The sequence below is a fragment of the Salinarimonas sp. genome, from assembly GCF_046292825.1.
In the GTDB taxonomy this organism is placed as follows: Bacteria; Pseudomonadota; Alphaproteobacteria; order Rhizobiales; family Beijerinckiaceae; genus Salinarimonas.
On the sequence record NZ_JBKBQG010000019.1, the window covers coordinates 23,686 to 40,113 of the forward strand.

Sequence of the window (16,428 nt, forward strand, 5' to 3'; positions counted from 1 at the left end):
CCTGCGGTGTCATCCCGGACGCCGAAGGCGATCCGGGACCCATACGCTCGACGCTGCAGTCGCAGCCTGTAGGCTGCGTTTCTCCGACGATTTCTGCTCCAAGGTGGCGGGGCGAGCGCGGCATGTGCGCCCGAACTTGTCGTCGAGCGTATGGGTCCCGGGTCCGCTTCGCGGCCCGGGATGACAACCCTCGCAAGATTCGCAAGACTCCGAGCGGGAGGAAGGAGAAGGGTCGCGCCTGCCGAAACGCGTCGGGAGACGAAGAGCGGCGAGAGCGCGACGGTGACGCCATGCCCCTGCACGCGAACGGCCCCCTCTCGCGGCTCGTCGAGCGGCATCTGACGCCGGAACTGCCGGCGGCGCGCTTCGTCGCCAACGTGGCGCTCGTCTCGATCGCCGGGCTCGTGCCGGCGCTCGCGCTCTACGTCTTGCTCACGCCGGGCTTCGCCGCCCATCTGCGGGGGAGCGAGGGCGCGCTCGGCGCGTTCCTGCGGCAGGTCGCGACGAACGGACTGCCGGTCGTCATCGCACTCAACTACGTCTCGTTCACGCTGCTGGCCCGCGTGAGGGCGGAGACGACCGGGCTCGGCAGAATCGTCGCGCTCGATTTCGCCGCGCGGACCGGCTTGTTCGTCGCCCTTCACGCGGCGATCTATGCGGGCTCGGCCGTCCTGTTCGGCTCGTTCGGCGGCGATCCGGCGCGCGGCCTCGCGGTGGTGGCGCCGACGCTCGTCGCCGCCGCCGGCTTCGGCAATCTGTCGGGCGTCTATCTCTATGCGGGCCTCGTCGGCGCGCTGCCGCTGCACATGGCGCTCGCCGAGAGCGCCGCGCGGCGCGCCGGCCGTGGCCCACCGACGCGCGCCGCGAGCCTTCTCCTCGCGATCGCGATCTTCGGCGCGCAGGCGCTCGCTCTGACGCTGACCGCCCGCCTCCTCGCCGCCCTGCAGACGGCGTGACGCGCCGGTCCGCTCAGGCCGCGAAGAAGCGCAGCACGAAATACAGGATCGCTGCGAGCGCACCCGAGGCCGGCACCGTGATCACCCAAGCGGCGGCGATGCCGAAGGCGTGGCGGCGGCGCACGAGCCGGCGCTTCTCGCGCTTGCGGGCATTGGCGATCGCCTCCTGCGGCGTCTTGTTGAGCTTCTCCGGCTCGAGGAAAAGCGAGCGCGGCTGCACGGCGGGGTTCGGCACGCCCTTGTTGGTGAGCGCCTCGCGCAGGAGGCCCACCCCGAAGATGGCGCCGACCGCGATATGGGTCGAGGAGACCGGCAGGCCGAGCCAGGAGGCGATCAGCACCGTCGTCGCCGCCGAGAGCGCGACGCAATAGGCGCGGATCTGGTCCATCTTGGTGATCGTCTCGCCGACCACCCGGATGAGCCGCGGCCCGAACAGAGCGAGCCCCACCGCGATGCCGATCGCGCCGATCGCGAGCACCCAGAGCGGCAGCGGCACGCGATCGACCGCCGCCGTGCCGCTCTCGGCCGCGGCGACGATCGCGGCGAGCGGGCCCACCGCATTGGCGACGTCGTTGGCGCCATGCGCGAAGGAGAGGAGGGCGGCGGCGAAGATCAGCGGCACCGTGAACAGCGTGCTCACGTGCTTCGAGCGGTTCTCGAGCCCGCGCGCGTTGCGGCGCACCCAGGGGCGCGACATCAGCCAGCCGAAGGCGAAGAACGCGAGGCCGAGGCCGAGCACGAGCTCCGTCGTCGGGCGCCAGATCCGCGAGAGGCCCTTGAGCGCGAGATACATCGCGAAGATGCCCGCCATCAGCCCGACGAGCGCCGGCACCCAGCGCTCGGCCGCCGCGATCTTGTCCTCGCGAAACAGGATCGCCCATTTGACGAAGCCGAGGAGCGCGGCGGCGATCGCCCCGCCGAGCACCGGCGAGATCACCCACGAGGCCGCGATCGTGCCGATCACCGGCCAGGCGACGGCGGCGGCGCCCGCCGCGGCGAAGCCCGATCCGATCACCCCGCCGATGACCGAATGGGTGGTCGAGACCGGTGCGCGCAGATAGGTCGCGAGGTTGATCCACAGAGCCGCCGCGAGAAAGGCCGACATCATCACGAGGATGAAGTCGAGCGCGCTCATGGCGGCGTCGGTGCGCAACAGGTTGCGCGAGACCGTGTTGACGACGTCGCCGCCGGCGATCAGCGCGCCCGCCGCCTCGCAGAAGGCCGCGATGGCGAGCGCGCCGCCGAGCGTCAGCGCCCGCGCGCCGACGGCGGGGCCCATATTGTTGGCGACGTCGTTGGCGCCGACATTGAGCGCCATGTAGGCGGCGATCACCGCGCCGATCACGACGAAGACGCTGAGCGGCCCCTCGGTCACGGAGAAGGCCGCGACTGCGATCGCGCCGATCAGGAAGACGAGCACGAGACCCGGACCCGCGAGGCTGCGAGCGAGATCGTAGGTCGCGGCCTCGAGCCGTCCGACCTTCTTCAGGTCCTTGTCGACTTTCGCCAAGAGAGAGCAATCCTTGCGCCGGCAAAACAACGCCTGCCCATAGCATTCCGGTTCCGGATTGGAAGCGGATTCGGGCCGCGGCCCGCGCTCGGGAGGCATCGCGTCCGCGACATTCCGGGGTCGCATTCGCGGTCCATGCGGTCTATCGAGCCCCGACCCGCGCAAGACCCGGCGCGCGCGAAAGGACCCTTCATGGACCGCACCATCGACACGACGATGCACCAGGGCATGCACCTCCAGCGCCAGCGCTTCCGCACGCGGGCCTGGATCAGGACGCGGCTGTGGGCGCAGGTGCTCGTCGGCATGGCGGCGGGGCTCGCGCTCGGGACGCTGCTCGGGCCGGATGTCGGGCTCGTCGCGCCCGCGACCTCGGAGACGATCGCCTCCTGGCTCGCGCTGCCGGGCATGATCTTCCTCGGGCTCATCGCGATGGTGCTCGTGCCGCTCGTCTTCGCCTCGATCGTGGGCGGGCTCGCCGGCTCGGCGTCCGCGGGCGCGCTCAAGGCGGTGGCGGGGCGGCTCGCGCTCTTCGTCCTCGCGACGACCGTGCTCGCCGTCACGCTCGGCGCGACCCTGGCCAATTTGATGGCGCCCGGCGCCGGCATGGGCGGCACGCTTGCGCCCGCCCCGCGCCCGACCGCCGGCAACGACGCCTTCGACCTCGCCCGCGCGCCGGAAGTCCTCGCCGCGGTGCTGCCGACGAACCCCACCGCCTCGATCGTGCAGGGCGATCTCCTCGCGGTCGTCGTGCTCGCGGTGCTCGTCGGCCTCGCCTGCCTGCAGGTCGACCGCGAGCGGATCGCGCCCTTCCTGCGCCTTCTCGACGCGCTCCTCTCGATCGCGATGGAGATCGTCAAATGGGCGATGTTCCTCGCGCCCTTCGCCGTGTTCGGGCTGATGGCGCAGCTCGTGATGCGCATCGGGCTCGGCACGGTCGCGGCGATGTCGGCCTACGTGCTCACCGTGATCGCCGGGCTCGCGATCCTGCTCTGCGTCTATCTCGCGCTTTTGTGGCTGCGCGCGGGCGTCTCGCCGGGGGCGTTCCTGAAGGGCGCGGGCTCGACCATGCTCCTCGCCTTCTCGACCTCGAGCTCGTCGGCGATCATGCCGATGACCATCGCGACCGCGCGGCGGCTCGGCGTGCCGGAGGCCACCGCCAACCTCGTCGTGCCGCTCGGCGCCACCATGAACATGGCCGGCACCGCGCTCTACCAGAGCGTCGCGATCCTGTTCCTCGCCCAGATGGCCGGCATCGAGCTCGGGCTCGGCGAGACCGCGCTCATCGCCGCGACGCTGGTGGCCACCTCGATCGGCGCGCCGGGGACGCCCGGCGTCTCGATCGCGATCCTGATGAGCGTCGCGGCCGGCTTCGGCATCCCGGTCGAGGGCATGGTGATCATTCTGGGCGTCGACCGCATCCTCGACATGGCGCGCACCACCGTGAACGTGACCGGCGACCTCGTCGCCTGCATCCTCCTGCGCGAGACGGGGGCAGGGGAGGGGGCCGGGGTGACGGCGGGGGCGGCGACTTAGCCGTCCGTGGCCGGCGATCGTCGGCGTCGTATGGGACCGACGTCGATGCCGGGCGCTCTGTCCTTCCCCCTTGTGGGGAAGGTGGCCCGACGCCGAAGGCGGCGGGTCGGATGGGGGTCGTCGACATGGCACCGATACGTCAGATCCTGCACGACCTCCACCCCGAGCCCGATCCGGAATAAGACCCGAAAAGACGTGCGACGCTCATGGCCCCCGTTGGGAGGCGCCGAGGGTGAGGGGAGTGCAGGGTCAAGCGTCAGGGTGCCTTCTGCACGACCCCCATCCGTCTCCGGGCTGGCGCCCGGAGCCACCTTCCCCCAAGGGGGAAGGACAAGAGCGCGCTGCATCCGCCGCTCGCTCAACGAGACAAATCTGATCCCTGGTGGGATGCTCGCGCGATCCGTCGCACGGGCGATGGGGAAAACCGGGGCTTTCCTCGGGGGCTCGGGTCGCTAGGATCGCCGCATTCCAAGGAGAGCCCCGCATGTCCGATCTCGACGCCGTCCTCGCCCGCATCGATGCCGACCTCGACGCGTCGCTCGAGCGCCTGTTCGCGCTCCTGCGCATCCCCTCGATCTCGACCGATTCGGCCTATGCCGCCCATTGCCGCGCGGCGGCGGAGTCGCTCCGGGCGGATCTCGCGAGCCTCGGCGTCGGCGCGCAGGTCCGCGAGGTGCCCGGCGCGCATCCGTCCGTCGTCGGGCGCATCGACGGGCCGGCGGGCACGCCGCATGCGCTGTTCTACGGCCATTACGACGTCCAGCCGGTCGACCCGCTGTCGCTCTGGGAGACGCCGCCCTTCGAGCCGCGGATCGCTGAGACGCCGGACGGGCGCAAGATCATCGTCGCCCGCGGCGCCTGCGACGACAAGGGCCAGGTGATGACCTTCGTCGAGGCCTGCCGCGCCTGGAAGGCGGTGACGGGCAAGCTGCCGATCGGGATCACCTTCCTGATCGAGGGCGAGGAGGAGAACGGCTCGCGCGGGCTGCCGGCCTTCGTCGCCGCCATCAAGGACGAGCTCGCCGCCGATCTCGCGCTCGTCTGCGACACCGGCATGTGGGACCCGAACACGCCCGCCATCACCGCCTCGCTGCGCGGCCTCGTCTATACCGAAGTGGTGGTGCGCGCCGCCGATCGCGACCTGCATTCGGGCCTCTTCGGCGGCGCGGCCGCGAACCCGATCCACATCCTCTCGCGCATCGTCGCCGATCTCCACGACGCGGAAGGCCGCGTGACGCTGGACGGCTTCTACGACGGCGTCGCCGAGCCGCCGGAGGAGGTGCGCGAGCGCTGGCACGCGCTCGGGCTCACGGCGGAGGGCTTCCTCGGCCAGGTCGGGCTCGCCCGGCCGGTGGGGGAATCGGGACGCATGGTCATCGAGCAGATCCAGTCGCGCCCGACCTGCGACGTCAACGGCATCGTCGGCGGCTATACGGGGGAGGGCACCAAGACCGTGATCGCCGCGGAGGCGCGCGCGAAGATCTCGTTCCGCCTCGTCGGCGACCAGGACCCGGAGGCGGTCGCGAACGCGCTCGAGGCCCACGTCGCCGCCCGCATCCCGGAGGATTGCCGCTACGAGCTCATCCGCTACAAGGGCTCGCGCGCCATCGCGCTCCCCTACGACAGCCCGGCCCTCGCCAAGGCGAGCCAGGCGCTCGCCGCGGAATGGCAGGTCGAGCCGGTGGTGATCGGCTCGGGCGGCTCGATCCCGATCGTCGGCACGTTCAAGTCGACGCTCGGCCTCGATTCGGTCCTCGTCGGGTTTGGTCTCGACGACGACCGCGTGCATTCGCCGAACGAAAAGTACGATTTGCGTAGTTTCCACAAGGGGATCCGCTCGTGGGCGCGGATTTTGGCGGCGTTGGGGGAGTGAGGGTTAGGAAGACCGCGAGGTCTTAAATGCCGAACGGCTCCCGGTTGGCTGCGAGCGATGGACCTGCCGGGATCATCGCCGCGGCGGCGGCTCCGAGCGCGCGATAGGCTCCCTCGCGGCAACTTGCCGGTCAGCCGTTACTGCTCCCCCTCCACCAACCCCTCCCCCTCCAACCACTCCGTCACGATCCTTCTAATCATCTCCGACCGGTTCGGCCGATCCGGCGCGCGACGGGCCGCCTCCTCCAGAGCTGCGACGATCTCCGGTGGTGCGCGGAAGGTGAGCATGGGCATGAGGCCGGTGGCAGGGCGGCCTCGCTTTTTTCGTATGTCGGGAATTGACACGGCATCCTTTTTCGACATACGATTATTCAGCCCCTCGAACAGGATTCGCCCCTTGTGCGAGACGAACGATACCACGCCCGGCGCGCAGGAGCACCGGGACGCGCGGCTTCTGGAGCTGGGCGCCGCGCTCGACAAGGCGGTGGACGCGCTCTGGCTGGCCGAGGAGGTTTTGGGGGACGGGTCGGAGCGGGTCGCGGGCGCGATCGCGCAGGGCTGGACCTTGTGCGACGCGATCGCCGAGCGCATCGGCGCACATCCCGCGCAGACGCTCGACGGTTTGAGCGTCAAGGCACGCGCGCTCGCCCTCCTCGGGGACGAGGAGGATGGTGTGCGACGCGATCTCGTGCGCGTGCTCGGTCGGCGAGTGGAGGCGCGGTGAGAGATTCTCGGAAACCCTTCCCACCCGTCATTCCGGGGCGCGAAGCGAGCCCGGAACCCAGATCCACGACGTCGGTTCGAGCGCGCATGCGCGCTCGCTCGCCAACCAAAGCCCATGGATATGTCGAGGGACGCAGCCTATAGGCTGCTCATCCACGGTCGGGAGTCTGGGTTCCGGGCTCGCTTCGCGCCCCGGAATGACGGCGTCTCGGTTCCAGGCGCCCCCTCAACGCCCCCGCCCGCGCGGCGGCGACGCGGCTTCCGCCTCACCGCGCGAAGCGACCCTCGGCCGCGCGGCGCGGCAGGCGTCGGAGCAATAGCGGACCTCGTCCCAGACGCGCTCCCATTTCTTGCGCCAGGCGAAGGGGCGGCCGCAGGCGAGGCAGTCTTTGGTCGGGAGGTCGCCCTTGCGGCGCATCTTCGCCATGAAAACCCCGCTCAGCGGCCGATCTCGCGGGCGGCCTCGCGCGAGATCGGGCTCCAGCGGGTGAGGACGACGTAGCCGTCGCGCGCGGCGACGACGAGGAGGCGGCGATAGGTGTGGACGACGGTGCCGGGCGCATGGCCGTGCGGCTCGCGCCAGCCCTGCGCCTCGGCGACGTGGACGACGCCCGGTCCGACGCGCGCGAGCGTCTCGATCGCGCCGAAGGCGCGCACGCGGCCGAGGATCTCGTCGACGGACGACGTCCAGTCGAGGGTTCGCTGCGCATCCGTCGCGCGCGGCCAATAGGAGCCGCGCCCCTGCGGCTCGGCGCCCGCCCAGAGCGCGGCGAAATCGCCGGCGATCCGGCGCGCGAGCCGGCCCGTCGCCATCTGGCACCGCATCAGGAGGGTCTCGTGCGTCTCGGCCTCGCCGAGGGGGAAACGCTCCTGCGCGATGACGGCGCCGGTGTCGAATTCGGGCTCGATCACGTGCGCGCTCACGCCCCAGTCGCGCCGCCCCTCGAGCAATGCGCGGTAGAGCGGATAGGGGCCGCGGCCCTCCGGCAGCGGGGAGGGGTGGAAATTGAGCGCGTAGGGAATGGCGCCGCGCCAGCCCTCGATCCGCCACGGATAGCCCGCGACGACGAGGCAGCAATCGCTCAAGGTCGCGAGATCCTCCGGCCGCAACCGCGACATCTGGATCGGGATGCGCAGCGATCGCGCGCGGGCGATCACCCGCTCGTTGTGGTCGAGCACGCCGTCGCAGGGGCGCGTGAACAGCTTGACCGGCTCCCATCCGGCCGCGAGGAAGCCCTCGAGCGCCTCGGCCATGAAGTCGATGCCCGCATAGGCGAAGCGCATGGCTCACCCCTCCCGCTCGCGCCGTCCGCGTCCTCCCCCGGCCGCCGCGGCGACGATCGGCCGCGCGGGGGGTGGACGCGGGACGCCCACGCGATACTTAGCGCGCGGCGTTGTCGTTTGCAGTGGGCAAGAGCCGGGAGAGAGTTCGATGAGCGGCACCATTCTCGTCTATGGCGGCAACGGCGGGGTCGGCCGCTCCTGCGCGCAGGCGCTCGCCGCGCGCGGCTATCGCCCCTATCTCGTGGCGCGCGACGAGGCGCGGCTCGCCGAGGCGGCGCGCGCGCTCGACACCGGCTACAGCGTCGCGGACGTCACCGATCCCGAGGCGATCGCCCGCGCGACGCGCGACGCGGCGGGGACGGACGGGCTCGCCGGGCTCGTCTACGCGGTGGGTTCGATCAATCTCAAGCCCTTGGCCAAGCTGACGGCGCAGGATGTCGAGGCGGATTTCCGGCTCAACGCGCTCGGCGCCGCGCTCGCGGTGCAGGCGGCTTTGGCGCCGTTCCGGCAGGCGGGGGGCGCGAGCGTGGTGCTCTTCTCGACGGTCGCCGCGCGGCAGGGCTTCGCCGCACACGCCTCGGTCGCGATGGCGAAGGGCGCGGTGCAGGGGCTGACGCTGGCGCTCGCGGCCGAGCTCGCGCCCAAGGTGCGCGTCAATTGCATCGCGCCCTCGTTGATGGACACGCCGCTCGCCTCGCCGCTGACCGGCAATCAGGCGATGGCGAGCGCGATCGCCGGCATGCACGCGATCCCGCGCATCGGCGAGGCGAAGGACGCCGGCGCGCTCGCCGCCTTCCTGATCTCGGAGGAGGCGTCCTGGATCACGGGGCAGACGATCGGCGTCGACGGCGGGCGCTCGACCCTGCGCACCAAGGGTTGAGGGCGCGCGCGTGGGCGCCCTGCGGCTCCTCCTCGGCGACCAGCTCACGCGTCGGATCGCCTCGCTCGCCGACCTCGATGCGGAGGCGGACGTCGTCCTGATGGTCGAGGTCGCCGAGGAGGCGACCTATGTGCGCCACCACAAGCAGAAGATCGCCTTCCTCTTCTCGGCGATGCGGCACTTCGCGGAGGAATTGCGCGAGGAAGGGGTTCGGGTCGACTACGTGCGGCTCGACGATCCCGGCAATACGGGCTCCTTCGGCGGGGAGCTCGCGCGGGCGCTGGGGCGTCATGCGGTCGACCGGGTGATCGTCACCGAGCCCGGCGAATGGCGGGTGCTCGAGGCGATGCGCGATTGGCGCGAGGAGCTCGGGCTCCCGGTCGAGATCCGCGAGGACAATCGCTTCCTGTGCTCGCGCGGCGAGTTCGCCGCCTGGGCCGAGGGGCGCAAGCAATTGCGGATGGAGTTCTTCTACCGCGAGATGCGCCGCAAGACCGGCTTCCTGATGGAGGGCGGCGAGCCCGTCGGCGGCCAGTGGAATTTCGACGCCGACAACCGCAAGAGCCTGCCCGCCGGCATCGCCGTCCCCCCGCGCCGCCGCTTCGAGCCGGATGCGACGACGCGCGCGGTGCTCGACCTCGTCGCGCGCCGCTTCGGCAACCATTTCGGCGATCTCGACGGCTTCGGCTGGGCGGTGACCCGCGCGGGCGCGCTCGAGGCGCTCGCCTTCTTCCTCGAGGCGGCTCTGCCGCGTTTCGGGGACTACCAGGACGCGATGAAGACGGGCGAGCCCTTCCTCTTCCACGCGGTGATCTCGCCCTATCTGAACGCGGGCCTGCTGACGGCCGAGGAGGTCTGCGTCGCCGCCGAGCGCGAATGGCGGGAGGGGCGCGCGCCGCTCAACGCGGTCGAGGGCTTCGTGCGGCAGGTGATCGGCTGGCGGGAATATGTCCGCGGCATCTACTGGTTGGAAATGCCGCGCTACGCGCAGACGAACGCGCTCGACGCCCAGCGCCCGCTGCCGGATTTCTACTGGACCGGCGAGACCGACATGAACTGCCTCGCGCAATGCGTCGCCGACACCCGCGCCCATGCCTATGCGCACCATATTCAACGGCTGATGGTGCTCGGCAATTTCGCCCTGATTGCCGGCATCCGCCCCGCCGCGCTCGAGGAATGGTTCCTCGTCGTCTATGCCGACGCCTACGAGTGGGTGGAATTGCCGAACGTGCACGGGATGATCCTCTTCGCCGACGGCGGTCTCCTCGCCTCGAAGCCCTATGCGGCCTCGGGCGCCTATATCGACCGGATGAGCGATTATTGCCGCGGCTGCCGCTACGATCCGAAGGTGAAGGAGGGCCCGAAGGCCTGCCCGTTCAACTACCTCTACTGGCATTTCCTGATCGACAACGAGAGCCGCCTCGCCCGCAATCCGCGCATGGCCATGCCCTATCGCACGCTCGCCAAGATGAATCCCGATCGGCGCGCGGCGATCGAGGCGGACGCGAGCGCCTTCCTCGGCGCGCTCACGTCGTCCTACCGGTGACCAGCGCGCGCCGCGACGGCGATCCGCGGCGCGAGCGCTTGCGTTCATCCGCGTTTCCACTAGGAAGGCACTCGTGGCCGCGTGCGTGCGGCCGGGAGGAACAGGCCCGATGGCCCTCGCTCTGCGCCTCGCGCGCGCCATCGACGCGACGAATGCGCTGATCGGCCGGCTCGCCGCGTGGCTCGTCCTCGCGGCCGTGGTGATCTCGGCGGGCAATGCGCTGTCGCGCCGGATGTTCTCGCTGTCGTCGAACGCCTGGCTCGAGGTGCAATGGTACCTGTTCGGCGCGGTCTTTCTGCTCGGCGCGTCCTGGACGCTGCGGCGCAACGAGCACGTGCGGATCGACATCCTCGCGAGCCGCTTCTCGAAGGGCGCGCGCGACCGGCTCGACCTCGTCGGCCACGCGCTCTTCCTGATCCCCTTCGCCCTCGTCCACGTGGTGCTCGCCGTGCCCTTCTTCCTCCTGTCCTGGCGCACCGGCGAGATGTCGGCCAATGCCGGCGGGCTGCCTTTGTGGCCGGCCAAGCTCCTCGTCCTCGTCGGCTTCGCCATGCTTCTCGCGCAGGGCGTGTCCGAATTCGTCAAGCGGCTCGCGATCGTCACCGGGCGGCTCGCGGACGAAGCCGACGAAACCGTCCCCCACCCGGCCACGCGCCGCGAGCCGTGAGCCTCGGATGAGCGCCTTCCTTATCGAGAACATCGCCCCGATTATGTTCGTGTGCCTCGTGGCGTTCATGATCCTCGGCTATCCGATCGCCTTCTCGCTCGCCGCGCTCGGGCTCTTCTTCGGCTTCGTGGGCATCGAACTGGGGCTGTTCGCGCCGACCTTCTTCCAGGCGCTGCCCGATCGCGTCTTCGCGGCGATGGCGAACGAGACGCTGCTCGCGATCCCCTTCTTCACCTTCATGGGGCTCGTCCTCGAGCGCTCGCGCATGGCGGAGGACCTGCTCGACACGATGGGCCAGCTCTTCGGCGCGATGCCGGGCGGGCTCGCGCTCTCGGTCGTGCTCGTCGGCGCGCTGCTCGCGGCGACGACGGGGGTCGTCGCGGCGGCCGTGATCTCGATGGGGCTGATCTCGCTGCCGATCATGCTGCGCTACGGCTACGACCGCAGGTTGGCGACGGGCGTGATCGTCGCGTCGGGCACGCTCGCTCAGATCCTGCCGCCATCGCTGGTGCTGATCGTGCTCGCCGACCAGCTCGGCCGCTCGGTCGGCGACATGTATCGCGGGGCGATGGTGCCGGCGCTGATGCTCACGGCGGCCTTCGCGATCTACGTCCTCGTCGTCTCGCGCCTGCGCCCGCAGCTCGCCCCGCCGCTGCCGAAGGAGGCGCGCCGGATCGGCCGGGGGCTGCCCTCGCTCCTCGTCGTGATGGCGCTTTCGGGGGCGATCGGCGTCGCGGCGACGGCGCTCCTCGCCGATCGCGTCGAGCAGGCGCCCTATGTCTGGGGCGCGGCGATCGCCGTCCTGTTCGCCACCGCGCTCGCCATGCTCGACACGCGGCTGAAGCTGAACCTCCTCTCGCCGCTCGCGCGGGAGGTGGTCAGCGTGCTCGTGCCGCCGCTCGCGCTGATCTTCCTCGTGCTCGGCACGATCTTCATCGGGCTCGCGACCCCTACCGAAGGTGGGGCGATGGGGGCGGTCGGCGCGCTCGCGCTCGCGGCCCTGAAGGGGCGCCTCACCCTGCCGCTCACCCGCGGCGCCTGCGAGCAGACGTTGAGGCTCTCGGCTTTCGTGATGTTCGTTCTGATCGGCGCGCGCGTCTTCGCGCTGACCTTCTACGGCGTCAACGGCCACATCTGGGTGAAGGAGCTCCTGCTCGCGCTGCCGGGCGGGGAGGCGGGCTTCCTCCTCTTCGTCGCGGTGACGGTGTTCTTCCTCGGCTTCTTCCTCGATTTCTTCGAGATCGTGTTCATCCTCGTGCCGCTCCTGGTGGCGCCGGCTCAGGCGCTCGGCATCGACCTGATCTGGTTCGGGGTGCTGCTCGCGATCAATTTCCAGACGTCGTTCCTCACCCCACCCTTCGGCTTCTCGCTGTTCTACCTGCGATCGGTCACGCCGACGCGCGACCACGTCGATCCCGTCACCGGGCGCACCATCGCGGGGGTGACGACGATGCAGATCTATCGCGGCGTCGTCCCGTTCGTGCTCATCCAACTCGCGATGATCGCCGTCGTCTACGCGCTGCCGCAGACGGTCACCCATTACCGCGCCGAGCGCCCGGCGCTCACCGACGAGGACGTGCGCGAGCGTCTCGACCGCCTGATCATGCCCGATTTCGCACCCCCCGGCGGCTTCCCCGGCTTCGAGCCCCCGCCGCTGCCGCGGGTGGATTGAGGGTGTCCTAGCCGCGAGGCGGGGTCGCGCGGGGGCGTTGCGTGAGGCGTCCTATCTCCTTCGCCTTTCCCTGGGGATCTGAGGGTTTGGGACGAGCTCGACCGCTAGGGAGTGCACACGTCGCTGTCTTCGCATGCGATCGACGTCGACGAAGGCCGCTCTTGTCCTTCCCCCTTGGGGGAAGGTGGCTCCGAGCGAAGCTCGGAGACGGATGGGGGTCGTGCAGGAGGCACTCGAACGACAGTTCCTGCACGACCCCCACCCGTGAGGAGTCCCATTGCCCTCCCCCAAGGGGAAACCGTCGAGCCCTCCGCGAACGCTGAGATCTCCAAGAAAACCGATCGGAAGAGATGTGTGAATCTCGTAGCCCTTGGGGGAGGGCAATGGGACTCCTCTGGGGTGGGGGGCGTGCAGGATCGAGCGATCGAGTGCCTCCCGACGACCCCCATCCGACCCGCCGCCTTCGGCGTCGGGCCACCTTCCCCCAAGGGGGAAGGACAAGAACGTCCGCGAGCGACGCCGATCGCATGCAAAGACGTCGATGTCTGCGCTGCCTGGCTCCTGAGGAAAAGGAGAGGGGCCGTCCCCGTCGCTCTCGCCGCTACGACGGCGGCGTTCCCCAGAGCGCTGCGATCCAGCCGAAGGCCCACCAGGCGAGCAGCGTGAAGGCGACGAGGGCCATCAGCGCGAAGGCCAACGGGCGGGCGCGCTGGCGGGGCAGGTCGAGCCCGGCCTCGGCGCGGGCGCGGTGGTCGGCGAGCTGATCCTTCGGGATCAGGCGCACGATCGCCCACAGCCCGACCGTCACCACCGCGAGATCGTCGAGGAGCCCCACGATCGGGCGCCAATCGGGGATCAGGTCGAAGGGCATCAGCACGTAGGCGAAGACGAGCAGCGCCACCGCCTTCGCGGAGCGCGGGGTGTGCGGGTCGCGCAGGGCGCGCACGAGCGTCGCGCCGTCGGCGCGGATGCGGCGCGCGCCGTCGCGCAGGCTCACGAAGCGGCGGCCTTCTTCGCCGCGACGGCCTTCTTGGGCGCAGCCTTCGCCCCTGGAGACGCCTTCTTGGAGGCAGACGCCTTCTTCGTCGCCGTCTTCGCCGTCGCGGCCTTCTTCGGCGCGCTCTCGCCGTCGGCCTCAGCCTCCGCCTTCCTGGCCGCTGCCTTCTTGGCGGGCGCCTTCCTGGTGGCGCTCTTGCCGCCGGCCTTCTTCGTCTTGCCCCCGCCGCCGGAGGCGCGCTTCGCCTTGAGGAGGGCGGCGGCGTCCTCGAGCGAGATCGCCTCCGCCTCCATGCTCTTCGGCAGGGTGGCGTTGGTGGTGCCGTCGGTGACGTAGGGGCCGTAGCGGCCGGCCTTGACGACGATCGCCTTGCCGCTCTCCGGATCCTCGCCGAGCGCGCGGCCGGGATCGCCGCCGCCGCGCCGGCCGCCGCCGGTGCCGGTCTCCTTGGCGACGATGAGGTCGATCGCCCGGTTCTGGCCGATCTCGAGCACGTCGTCGTCGCGCCCGAGCGAGGCATAGGTCTTGCCGTGCTGCACGTAGGGCCCGAATCGGCCGATGCCGGCGAGGATCGGCTCGCCCGTCTCGGGATGGCGGGCCACCTCGCGCGGCAGCGACAGGAGCGCGAGCGCGCGCTCGAGATCGACGGCGGAGGGGCTCATGCCCTTGGGCAGCGAGGCGCGCTTGGGCTTCGCGTCGCCCTGCGCCTCGCCGAGCTGCACGAAGGGGCCGAAGCGGCCGTCGCGCAGGGTCACGTCGAGCGTCGTCACGGGGTCTCGGCCGAGCACCTTCACGCCCGGCTGCCCGCCCTCCGCGCCCGCCTCGCCGTCGGGCCCGGGGGCCGCGAGCTGGCGGGTGTAGCGGCATTCGGGATAGTTCGAGCAGCCGACGAAGGAGCCGAACTTGCCGAGCTTGAGCGAGAGCGTGCCCGTCCCGCAGCTCGGGCAGGCGCGCGGATCGACGCCGTCGCCGCGATCGGGGAAGATGTGCGGGGCGAGATAGTCGTTGAGCGCGTCGAGCACCTCGCCGGTGCGCAGCTCCTTCGTGCCGGCGATCGCGGCGGAGAAGTCGCGCCAGAAGTCGCGCAGGAGCTCCTTCCAGTCGACCTCCGCCGCCGAGACGCGGTCGAGCTGCTCCTCGAGCGCGGCGGTGAAGTCGTACTCGACGTAGCGCCGGAAGAAGCTCTCCAGGAAGGCCGTGACGATGCGGCCCTTGTCCTGCGCGACGAGGCGCTTCTTCTCGATCGCGACGTATTCGCGGTCCTTGAGCACCTGCAGGATCGAGGCATAGGTGGAGGGCCGCCCGATGCCGAGCTCCTCCATCCGCTTGACGAGGCTCGCCTCGGAATAACGCGGCGGCGGCTCGGTGAAGTGCTGGCTCGCGGTGATGCGCTCGCGCCGCAGCGGATCGCCCGCGGTCATCGGCGGCAGGCGGCCGCCCTCCTCGTCCTCCTCGTCGTCGCGGCCCTCCTGATAGACCGCGAGGAAGCCGTCGAACTTCACCACCTGCCCGGTCGCGCGCAGATCGAGCGTGCGCGGGCCCACTTTCGCGGCGATGTCGACGGTGGTGCGCTCGAGGAGCGCCGATTCCATCTGGCTCGCCATCGTGCGCAGCCAGATCAGCTCGTAGAGGCGCGCCTGCTCGGGCTCGAGGAAGCGCGCGACGTCCTTGGGCCGCCGGCCCATGTCGGTCGGACGCACCGCCTCGTGGGCTTCCTGTGCGTTCTTCGCCTTCGTCTGATAGCGGCGCGGCACGTCGGGGACGTATTGGTCGCCGAACTCGCGGCCGATGGCGCGGCGCGTCGCGGCGATGGCCTCGGGCGCCATGTCGACGCCGTCGGTTCGCATATAGGTGATGAGGCCGACCGTCTCGCCGCCGATCTCGGCGCCCTCGTAGAGGCGCTGGGCGACGCGCATCGTCTGGGCGGGGGCCATGCCGAGCTTGCGGGAGGCCTCCTGCTGGAGCGTCGAGGTGGTGAAGGGCGGCTGCGGGTGGCGCTTGGCGGGCTTGGCCTCGACCGAGGCGACCGAGAAGGTCGCGAGCTCGAGATCGCGCTTGAAGGCCTCCGCCTCCTCGCCCTTGCCGATGTCGAGGCGCGTGATCTTGCGCCCGTCGGCGCCGACGAGGCGGGCGTCGAAGATCGCGTTGTCCTTCGTCGCGAGGGTGGCGACGAGGGACCAGTACTCGCGGGCGACGAAGCTCTCGATCTCGCGCTCGCGGTCGCAGACGAGGCGCAGAGCCACCGATTGCACGCGCCCGGCCGAGCGCGAGCCCGGCAGCTTGCGCCAGAGCACCGGGGAGAGGTTGAAGCCGACGAGGTAATCGAGCGCGCGGCGCGCGAGATAGGCGTCGACGAGCGCCTGGTCGATCTCGCGCGGGGCCCGCAGCGCGCTCGCGACCGCGTCCTTGGTGATGGCGTTGAAGGTCACCCGCTCGACGGGCAGGCCCTTGAGGGCCCGCTTCTCGTTGAGCGCCTCGACGAGGTGCCAGGAGATCGCCTCGCCCTCGCGGTCGGGGTCGGTCGCGAGGATGAGCTTCTCGGCGCCGCGGATCGCCTTGGCGATCTCGGAAATGCGCTTGGCGCCGCGATCCTCGAGCTCCCAGATCATCCGGAAATCCGCGTCCGGATCGACCGAGCCGTCCTTGGGCGGCAGGTCGCGGACGTGGCCGAAGGAGGCGAGGACCTCGTAGTCGCGGCCGAGATATTTGTTGATCGTCTTGGCCTTGGCCGGCGACTCGACGACGACGACTTTCATCCGCGGCTTCCCGATGGGCGCTCTCGTGGTGG

Annotated in this window: 14 protein-coding genes; 8 read left to right on the forward strand and 6 right to left on the reverse strand. The window is 70.7% G+C overall.

The features are described from left to right. The first annotated feature begins 290 nt into the window (after positions 1–290). Positions 291–956, forward strand: a complete 666-nt coding sequence (locus ACK4UM_RS11080) for a hypothetical protein (protein ID WP_409798741.1) — start codon at positions 291–293, stop codon at positions 954–956. A 13-nt stretch (positions 957–969) separates the two neighbouring features. On the opposite strand, the gene ACK4UM_RS11085 is transcribed toward ACK4UM_RS11080, so the two are convergent. Next, positions 970–2,466: an inorganic phosphate transporter gene (locus tag ACK4UM_RS11085; RefSeq protein WP_409798742.1), complete on the reverse strand. Its 1,497-nt coding sequence runs from the start codon at positions 2,464–2,466 to the stop codon at positions 970–972. A 192-nt stretch (positions 2,467–2,658) separates the two neighbouring features. Here ACK4UM_RS11085 and ACK4UM_RS11090 point away from each other — a divergent pair, with 192 nt between their 5' ends. Further along, a complete protein-coding gene (locus tag ACK4UM_RS11090) occupies positions 2,659–3,999 on the forward strand; it encodes a dicarboxylate/amino acid:cation symporter (protein ID WP_409798744.1) in 1,341 nt (446 codons plus the stop codon). Positions 4,000–4,483: 484 nt separating this feature from the next. Continuing rightward, positions 4,484–5,872, forward strand: coding sequence for a M20/M25/M40 family metallo-hydrolase (locus ACK4UM_RS11095; RefSeq protein WP_409798746.1), 1,389 nt, complete (start codon positions 4,484–4,486; stop codon positions 5,870–5,872). Between the two features lie 137 nt (positions 5,873–6,009). Here ACK4UM_RS11095 and ACK4UM_RS11100 read toward each other — a convergent pair whose 3' ends face one another. Next, a complete protein-coding gene (locus ACK4UM_RS11100) occupies positions 6,010–6,234 on the reverse strand; it encodes a ribbon-helix-helix protein, CopG family (protein ID WP_409798748.1) in 225 nt (74 codons plus the stop codon). On the opposite strand from ACK4UM_RS11100, the gene ACK4UM_RS11105 reads away from it, so the two are divergent. Continuing rightward, entirely contained in the window at positions 6,158–6,595 is a 438-nt protein-coding gene (locus ACK4UM_RS11105) for a hypothetical protein (protein ID WP_409798837.1), read from the forward strand. The genes ACK4UM_RS11100 and ACK4UM_RS11105 overlap by 77 nt on opposite strands. A 225-nt stretch (positions 6,596–6,820) precedes the next feature. Here the strand turns inward: ACK4UM_RS11105 and ACK4UM_RS11110 are convergent, their stop codons facing one another. Beyond that, positions 6,821–7,021 carry a DUF2256 domain-containing protein gene (locus ACK4UM_RS11110; protein ID WP_409798750.1) on the reverse strand — a complete coding sequence of 67 codons (201 nt, stop codon included), beginning with the start codon at positions 7,019–7,021 and terminating at the stop codon, positions 6,821–6,823. Between the two features lie 11 nt (positions 7,022–7,032). Further along, a complete protein-coding gene (locus ACK4UM_RS11115) occupies positions 7,033–7,878 on the reverse strand; it encodes a methionyl-tRNA formyltransferase (protein ID WP_409798752.1) in 846 nt (281 codons plus the stop codon). 148 nt (positions 7,879–8,026) lie between these two features. Here ACK4UM_RS11115 and ACK4UM_RS11120 point away from each other — a divergent pair, with 148 nt between their 5' ends. The 4 genes from ACK4UM_RS11120 to ACK4UM_RS11135 all read left to right on the forward strand — a co-directional run bounded on the left by ACK4UM_RS11120 (position 8,027) and on the right by ACK4UM_RS11135 (position 12,643). Beyond that, the gene (locus ACK4UM_RS11120) at positions 8,027–8,758 is read left to right on the forward strand and encodes an SDR family NAD(P)-dependent oxidoreductase (protein ID WP_409798754.1); all 732 of its coding nucleotides are present in this window, start codon (positions 8,027–8,029) and stop codon (positions 8,756–8,758) included. Between the two features lie 10 nt (positions 8,759–8,768). After that, entirely contained in the window at positions 8,769–10,304 is a 1,536-nt protein-coding gene (locus ACK4UM_RS11125) for a cryptochrome/photolyase family protein (RefSeq protein WP_409798756.1), read from the forward strand. A gap of 109 nt (positions 10,305–10,413) precedes the next feature. After that, positions 10,414–10,971, forward strand: a complete 558-nt coding sequence (locus ACK4UM_RS11130; protein WP_409798757.1) for a TRAP transporter small permease subunit — start codon at positions 10,414–10,416, stop codon at positions 10,969–10,971. A 7-nt stretch (positions 10,972–10,978) separates the two neighbouring features. Next, a complete protein-coding gene (locus tag ACK4UM_RS11135) occupies positions 10,979–12,643 on the forward strand; it encodes a TRAP transporter large permease subunit (RefSeq protein ID WP_409798759.1) in 1,665 nt (554 codons plus the stop codon). A gap of 601 nt (positions 12,644–13,244) precedes the next feature. Here the strand turns inward: ACK4UM_RS11135 and ACK4UM_RS11140 are convergent. Together ACK4UM_RS11140 and topA are read right to left on the reverse strand one after the other, a co-directional pair. Then, complete coding sequence (locus ACK4UM_RS11140; RefSeq protein WP_409798761.1) at positions 13,245–13,640, reverse strand: YkvA family protein; 396 nt, start codon at positions 13,638–13,640, stop codon at positions 13,245–13,247. Then, on the reverse strand, positions 13,637–16,396 hold the full coding sequence (gene topA, locus ACK4UM_RS11145) for a type I DNA topoisomerase (RefSeq protein WP_409798763.1): 2,760 nt from the start codon (positions 16,394–16,396) through the stop codon (positions 13,637–13,639). The genes ACK4UM_RS11140 and topA overlap by 4 nt, the downstream gene beginning before the upstream one ends. Positions 16,397–16,428 lie beyond the last annotated feature (32 nt).

Bases quoted from the DNA above. Each gene is read 5' to 3' on its own strand.
- ACK4UM_RS11120 (WP_409798754.1), top strand. From the start codon at position 8,027: ATGAGCGGCACCATTCTCGTCTATGGCGGCAACGGCGGGGTCGGCCGC.
- ACK4UM_RS11130 (WP_409798757.1), top strand. From the start codon at position 10,414: ATGGCCCTCGCTCTGCGCCTCGCGCGCGCCATCGACGCGACGAATGCG.
- ACK4UM_RS11110 (WP_409798750.1), bottom strand. From the start codon at position 7,021: ATGGCGAAGATGCGCCGCAAGGGCGACCTCCCGACCAAAGACTGCCTC.
- ACK4UM_RS11105 (WP_409798837.1), top strand. From the start codon at position 6,158: ATGGGCATGAGGCCGGTGGCAGGGCGGCCTCGCTTTTTTCGTATGTCG.
- ACK4UM_RS11115 (WP_409798752.1), bottom strand. From the start codon at position 7,878: ATGCGCTTCGCCTATGCGGGCATCGACTTCATGGCCGAGGCGCTCGAG.
- ACK4UM_RS11080 (WP_409798741.1), top strand. From the start codon at position 291: ATGCCCCTGCACGCGAACGGCCCCCTCTCGCGGCTCGTCGAGCGGCAT.
- ACK4UM_RS11095 (WP_409798746.1), top strand. From the start codon at position 4,484: ATGTCCGATCTCGACGCCGTCCTCGCCCGCATCGATGCCGACCTCGAC.
- topA (WP_409798763.1), bottom strand. From the start codon at position 16,396: ATGAAAGTCGTCGTCGTCGAGTCGCCGGCCAAGGCCAAGACGATCAAC.
- ACK4UM_RS11090 (WP_409798744.1), top strand. From the start codon at position 2,659: ATGGACCGCACCATCGACACGACGATGCACCAGGGCATGCACCTCCAG.
- ACK4UM_RS11100 (WP_409798748.1), bottom strand. From the start codon at position 6,234: ATGTCGAAAAAGGATGCCGTGTCAATTCCCGACATACGAAAAAAGCGA.
- ACK4UM_RS11135 (WP_409798759.1), top strand. From the start codon at position 10,979: ATGAGCGCCTTCCTTATCGAGAACATCGCCCCGATTATGTTCGTGTGC.